This is a genomic window from Mycobacterium sp., from assembly GCF_040509115.1.
Lineage (GTDB): Bacteria > Actinomycetota > Actinomycetes > Mycobacteriales > Mycobacteriaceae > Mycobacterium.
The window spans coordinates 1-5,508 of sequence record NZ_JBEVLO010000105.1 but is presented as its reverse complement, the minus strand read 5'-3'; the positions used below and the strand labels follow the sequence as shown (position 1 = coordinate 5,508).

Annotated in this window: 8 protein-coding genes; 2 read left to right on the top strand and 6 right to left on the bottom strand. The window is 67.4% G+C overall.

The genetic code is table 11. The annotated features are described in order from the left end of the window. The 4 genes from ABW137_RS08690 to ABW137_RS08675 form a co-directional block, all read right to left on the bottom strand. Positions 1 to 318: cation:proton antiporter domain-containing protein (locus ABW137_RS08690; protein ID WP_526398909.1), on the bottom strand; the 318-nt coding region annotated here is incomplete at its 3' end. A gap of 133 nt (positions 319 to 451) precedes the next feature. Further along, positions 452 to 1,243: an Fpg/Nei family DNA glycosylase gene (locus ABW137_RS08685; protein WP_526398907.1), complete on the bottom strand. Its 792-nt coding sequence runs from the start codon at positions 1,241 to 1,243 to the stop codon at positions 452 to 454. Between the two features lie 3 nt (positions 1,244 to 1,246). Then, positions 1,247 to 1,720: a ribose-5-phosphate isomerase gene (locus tag ABW137_RS08680; protein ID WP_526398905.1), complete on the bottom strand. Its 474-nt coding sequence runs from the start codon at positions 1,718 to 1,720 to the stop codon at positions 1,247 to 1,249. A 21-nt stretch (positions 1,721 to 1,741) separates the two neighbouring features. Further along, the gene (locus ABW137_RS08675; RefSeq protein WP_526398903.1) at positions 1,742 to 2,293 is read right to left on the bottom strand and encodes a TetR/AcrR family transcriptional regulator; all 552 of its coding nucleotides are present in this window, start codon (positions 2,291 to 2,293) and stop codon (positions 1,742 to 1,744) included. Between the two features lie 81 nt (positions 2,294 to 2,374). Here ABW137_RS08675 and ABW137_RS08670 point away from each other — a divergent pair, with 81 nt between their 5' ends. Continuing rightward, positions 2,375 to 3,313 (top strand): aldo/keto reductase, encoded by a 939-nt coding sequence (locus tag ABW137_RS08670; protein ID WP_526398901.1) that lies wholly within the window; start codon positions 2,375 to 2,377, stop codon positions 3,311 to 3,313. Here ABW137_RS08670 and ABW137_RS08665 read toward each other — a convergent pair. Then, positions 3,310 to 3,849 carry a TetR/AcrR family transcriptional regulator gene (locus ABW137_RS08665; RefSeq protein ID WP_526398899.1) on the bottom strand — a complete coding sequence of 180 codons (540 nt, stop codon included), beginning with the start codon at positions 3,847 to 3,849 and terminating at the stop codon, positions 3,310 to 3,312. The two genes, ABW137_RS08670 and ABW137_RS08665, sit on opposite strands and share 4 nt — an antisense overlap. Positions 3,850 to 3,961: 112 nt before the next feature. Here ABW137_RS08665 and ABW137_RS08660 point away from each other — a divergent pair, with 112 nt between their 5' ends. Continuing rightward, positions 3,962 to 4,738, top strand: coding sequence for an SDR family oxidoreductase (locus ABW137_RS08660; protein ID WP_526398898.1), 777 nt, complete (start codon positions 3,962 to 3,964; stop codon positions 4,736 to 4,738). A 6-nt stretch (positions 4,739 to 4,744) separates the two neighbouring features. Here the strand turns inward: ABW137_RS08660 and ABW137_RS08655 are convergent. Continuing rightward, positions 4,745 to 5,508: isopenicillin N synthase family dioxygenase (locus ABW137_RS08655; RefSeq protein WP_526398896.1), on the bottom strand; the 764-nt coding region annotated here is incomplete at its 5' end.

Here is a 5,508-nt window from a genome sequence, read left to right as displayed (position 1 = left end):
CAGCGGCACGACCACCAGCCACGCCGACACCGCGGCGACCGCGAACGCGCTGATCACCACCAGGCCGACACCGAGGCCGAGAATCGGCCTGATGTTCCGCATGAACGTGGGGAACGAGAAGTTCAACGCCGCGGAGTAGAGCAGCGGCGGCAGCACCACGGTCAGCAGGATGTGCGAATCGAGTTCCGGCGCTTCGAACTCCGGGAGGAACGACACCGCACCACCGAGTACCACCATGATCAGGGCGGGTTCCATGCCGCGCCGATGCGCAACGGCGGTGACGACGATGGCCCCAACGACGACGAGGATGAGTTCCACCCGCCGATTCTCGCGTCTATCGGCGCCCAGCACCCGCCGAGACCGTGAATCGGCCGGGGAGTGTCACCGGCGGGCAGGAGCGAAGCGACCGGGGAGTGTCACCGGCGGGCAGGAGCGAAGCGACCGGGGAGTGTCACCGTTGACAGGTGGGACACCAGAAGAGGTTGCGCCCCTCCATCACCTCGGTGCGGATCGGCGTGCGGCATACCCGACACGGCTCACCGGCACGGCGGTAGACGTACGACCGCGGCCTTCCCCGAATACCCTCCGGGCCGTTGTCGTCTTCACGTCGGATCGTGATGATCTTGCCGCGGCTCACGCCCACCTTCATCAGGGCAACGAGGTCGGTCCACGCGGCGTCGAACTCGGCTTCACTCACGTGGGTGCCAGGCCGGTGCGGGTCGATCAGGTGGCGGTACAGCAGTTCGTTGCGGTAGACGTTGCCGATGCCGGCGATCACCTTTTGATCCATCAGCAATGCACCGATTGGTCTGCGGGACTTGCTAATTCGAGTCCATGCCCGGGCGGGATCGGGCGCGCGCCGCAACGGATCGGGTCCCAACCTGGCAATGATGTCGTCGACCTCGACCTGATGAATGACCTCGCAGGCCGTCGGACCACGCAGGTCGGTGCCGTACTCCTCGCCCACCATCCGCATCCGCACCTGCCCGACGGGCGCCGGCATGGGTACGGGTTGTTCGGTGAACTTGCCGTAGAGGCCGAGGTGGACGTGCACCACCGCACCGCCCTGATAGTGGTGGAAGAGGTGCTTGCCGTAGGCGTCGGCCTTGCGAAGCACCCGCCCGCTGACGGCTTCCGCGGCGTCGGCGAAGCGCTCCTGCGGGCTGGTCACGATGACCGGCGCCCCACCGAACCGCCTCTGGTGCAGCCGGGCCAGCCGGTGGATCGTGTGCCCTTCTGGCATGCCTCAGGCGCCTGGCACCGGCGGTGCGACGTGGGTGGCCTCGTACTCGGTGAGGATGTCGATGCGGCGCTGGTGGCGCGGCGCCTCGGACCACGCGGTGGTCAGGAACGCGTCGACGAAGGAGAGGGCGTCGGCGACGGTGTGCATCCGCCCGCCGATGCCGATCAGCTGCGCGTTGTTGTGCTGACGGGCCAGGGATGCCGTCTCGACACTCCACGCCAGGGCGCACCGGGCGCCCGGTACCTTGTTGGCGGCGATCTGCTCGCCATTGCCCGAGCCGCCGATGACGATGCCGAGACTCTCCGGATCGGCAACCGTTCGCTCGGCGGCGGCGATGCAGAACGCGGGGTAGTCGTCCTCGGCGTCATAGGTGAAGGCACCGCAGTCGATGGGCTCGTGGCCGCTTGACTCGAGGTGTTCGACGATGGCCTGTTTGAGTTCGAATCCGGCGTGGTCAGAGCCGAGGTAGACGCGCATGGCGGTCACCTTACTTGGCGCCTAGCGGGTCTTCCTCAGACCGTCGACGAGGAGGTTGCGCATGCGATTGGCCTGGTCGGTCGAGCTGCTCGCGATGGCGATTCCGATGAGGCTGGACACGACGTCGTCGGCGCTCACGTCAGACCGCAGCGACCCCTCCGCTCGCCCCGCCGCCAGCAGTGTCTCCATGGCGCCGAGGATGCTCGCGCGGGTGTCACCCGGCTCGACGGCGCCGGAGGCGAACATGACGCCCAGCGACTCCGCCATGCCCTGTTTCGTGGCGACGAAGCTGGCGTATCGGTTCATCCAGTGACGCAGCGCGGCGACGGGGGCGTGATGCTCCAGCAGGTCAAACGCAGATTCGGACACCTCCGCCAACTCGGTGCGATACACGGCTTCGATCAGCGCCTCCCGGTTCGGAAAGTGCCGGTAGAGGGTGCCGATGCCGACGCCCGCATCGCGTGCGATGGCTTCGAGCGAGACGGTGGTGCCGTCAGCCGCCGCGAAGGCCGCGGTGGCCGCCGCCAACAGCCTTTCTCGGTTGCGGTGCGCATCGGCTCGCACACTTGCCATAGCGGAGGCTCCTCCGTTTCTGCTATCGTCGGATTAAGCGGAGGATCCTCCGCCTTGTCGAGTATCGCATCTAGGAGCGTCATGGCCAACGTACTTCTGCCAGGGGGTTTGGCACGGCTCGGTTCGTCCGAGGTCGCACGCATCGGTTACGGCGCCATGCAACTGGAACCCGACTCCATTTCGACCGACGACGCCGTGGCCCTGCTGCGTCGCGCCGTGGAACTCGGCGTGAACCACGTCGACACGGCCTCGTTCTACTCGGACGGCGAAGTGAACCGGCGCATCCGGGCCGCCCTCACCCCGTACCCGGACGATCTGGTGATCGTCAGCAAGGTGGGCGCCAGGAGCGTCACCGGCGGACGCATTCCCCTTGCCCCGGCGCAGAAGCCCGCCGAACTCCGGGCGGCGGTCGAGGCCGACCTCGCCCAGCTTGGACTCGACCGGGTCCACGTGGTGAACCTGCGCCGTCTCGACCTGGGACCCGGACTGCAGGCCGAAGGCGATCAGATCGTCGATCTCGACGACCAGCTCGCCGAGATGGTCGCGCTGCGCGACGAGGGAAAGATCGGCGCGATCGGTATCAGCAGCGTGCCACCCGAGATCGTTCGCCGGGCACTCCCGGCGGGCATCGTGTGCGTGCAGAACGCCTACAGCCTGCTGAACCGATCCCAGGAGGAGCTGCTCGAGCTGTGCGTCGTCGAGGACGTCGCATGGGTGCCGTACTTCCCGCTCGGGTCGGCGTTCCCCGGCTTCCCCAAGGTGAGCAATGATCCGGTGGTGCGCGAGATCGCCAACGAAATCGGTTCCACGCCATCGCAAGTCGGCCTGGCGTGGCTGCTGGCTCACACCCCCAACACCTTGCTCATCGCAGGCACCCGTTCCATCGACCACCTCGCGGAGAACCTCGCCGTCGGTGACATCACGCTGAGCGCGCACGCGCTCGCCCGCCTCGACGCCATCTACGATCCGGAAACCGATCCGCTGGCCAACGGCGTAGGCATCGAGGCGTTCCTCGACTAATGAACCGTCAGTCCGTCGAGCAGCACGGCGAGTAGGCGCGGGGTTCGCTCGGCCCATTCGTCCTCCTCGACGTGGGCCAGGAACCAGGACAGCAGGATCACGTCGCGCGAGTCGACGTCAGCGCGCAGCACGCCGCTTGCCCGACCCGCCGCAAGCAGCGCGGTGAGTGCGTCGCCGAGCTTGCCGAGGGTCTGCGCCCCGATGTCCTGCCACACCGAGGCCTCGACGGCGGCGATCACTCCGAACTTCACCCGCGCGTAGGCCGCGAGCTGGGTGAACCACTGCGCGAGGGCCTCGTCCGGTGGATACGCGTCGAGCAATTCATAGGCGAGGGCCACGAGTTCGTCGATCTCCCTGTCGTACAACGCGCGCACCAGCTCGTCGCGGGTGGCGAAGTGGCGATACAGCGTGCCCTGGCCCACTCCCGCTCGTTTCGCCACCGCGCTGAGCTTGAGCTCGCCCGGTTCGGTGATGACCTGACGGGCGGCCTCGATGATCACGGCCCGGTTCCGTGCCACGTCGGTGCGCTCCGACACCACCCCTCCTCGCCCTCGTCGACCCTGCACGCTTGCGCACGGGTTGAAAGTGGACATATTGTCCGTTTTGATGAAGTGGACACTTTGTCCGCATTGACTCAGGAGGTTAACGATGGTTTCGCTCGACGACAAGCGCGAAGACAGGCTCGACGACAAGCTCGAAGACAAGGTGGTGGCGATAACCGGCGCCAGCGGCGGTATCGGCGCCGCGACGGCGCGACGGCTCGCGGGCCGCGGGGCCGCCGTAGTCCTAGGAGCGCGCCGCGCCGACCGCCTCGACGCGCTGGCCTCGGAAATCCGCGCTGCCGGAGGCCGCGCCTGCGCGGTCACCGTGGACGTCACCCGCGCCGACGACCTACGGCAGCTCGTCGAGACCGCCGTGTCCGAGTTCGGCAGGCTAGACGTGTTGGTGAGCAATGCCGGGATCGGTCCGATCTCACCGATGACCGCGCGCCGCCGGGCGGACTGGGACGCGATGATCGACGTCAATTTGCGCGGCGTCCTGCACGGCATCGACGCCGCGCTTCCCGTCTTCGAGCAACAGGGCCGCGGACACTTCGTCACCATCGTCTCGACCGCCGGACTCAAGATCGTGCCGACGATGGCTGTGTACGCCGCCACCAAGAACGCCGTCCGTACGGTCCTCGAGGGATTGCGCCAGGAGTCCACCGACGGGACGCTCAAGACCACGGCGATCTCACCGGGGTATGTGCGCACGGACTTCGGCGACTCCATCACGGACCCGGCGATCCGCGCCGAGATCGCAAGCGGCATGGAAGCATTCGCCCTCGACCCGGACGCGATCGCGAGGGCCGTCGAGTTCGCCGTCGACCAGCCCTGGGAGGTCGAGATCGGGGAACTCTCGATCCGACCGACGGTGCAGGGATAGCGACTGCTAACCGACGGTGATCGCCTCGAGACGCTCCTTGATGAAGTCCGCGGTCGTCACCGGTTCCAGACCGGCCACCTGGCCGATCGGCGGATCCAGTGGTGCGACGAGCGCGTCGTGATTGGCCTCGTAGAAGTAGATGAGCGACACCAGATCCTCCTCCGGCGCTTCGGGCTGCGGCGGCAACACCCGATGCCGGCCCGACGGCCAGCGCCTGCCACTCCAATACTCCAACAGGTCACCGATGTTGACCGTCAACGCCGCGGGATCGTACGGTGCGTCGGCCCAGCCCTCGGCTTCCGAATAGACCTGCAGCCCACCAGCTCCCGGCTCGCGATCGAGCACCGTGACGGTGCCGAAGTCGGTATGCGGGCCGATGCGGAACTGGCCCGGCTCCGGTTCGCCGACCACGCTGACGGGCGGATAGTGGTTGATGTTCATCGTCCACGTGGGACGGCTGGCGAGCTCGGCCCATGGATTGGACGCCAATCCGAGGGCATGCGCGAACAGCGCCAGCAGATCGTCGGACACGCGTCGCACCGCAGCCGTGTACTCGGTGACCAACGCCCGTAGTTCGGGCACTTCGGCGGGCCAGACGTTGGGCGCGAACCAGATTCGATCAATCTCGGCGTTTCCCGTCGCCGTCTCGGCGCCCAGACTGTAACTCTCCTTCAGGTCCGGCGGCGTCTCGGTGCCCTCCGCGTAGCCGTTGGCCTCGGCACCCGGTCCGATCCACCCGTGACCACCGACGGGCACCGAGTAGCGCTGCT

What these genes read in the sequence shown, in the direction of transcription:
- ABW137_RS08685 (WP_526398907.1), bottom strand. Translation starts at nt 1,243, where the DNA reads ATGCCAGAAGGGCACACGATCCACCGGCTGGCCCGGCTGCACCAGAGG.
- ABW137_RS08680 (WP_526398905.1), bottom strand. Translation starts at nt 1,720, where the DNA reads ATGCGCGTCTACCTCGGCTCTGACCACGCCGGATTCGAACTCAAACAG.
- ABW137_RS08675 (WP_526398903.1), bottom strand. Translation starts at nt 2,293, where the DNA reads ATGGCAAGTGTGCGAGCCGATGCGCACCGCAACCGAGAAAGGCTGTTG.
- ABW137_RS08670 (WP_526398901.1), top strand. Translation starts at nt 2,375, where the DNA reads ATGGCCAACGTACTTCTGCCAGGGGGTTTGGCACGGCTCGGTTCGTCC.
- ABW137_RS08660 (WP_526398898.1), top strand. Translation starts at nt 3,962, where the DNA reads ATGGTTTCGCTCGACGACAAGCGCGAAGACAGGCTCGACGACAAGCTC.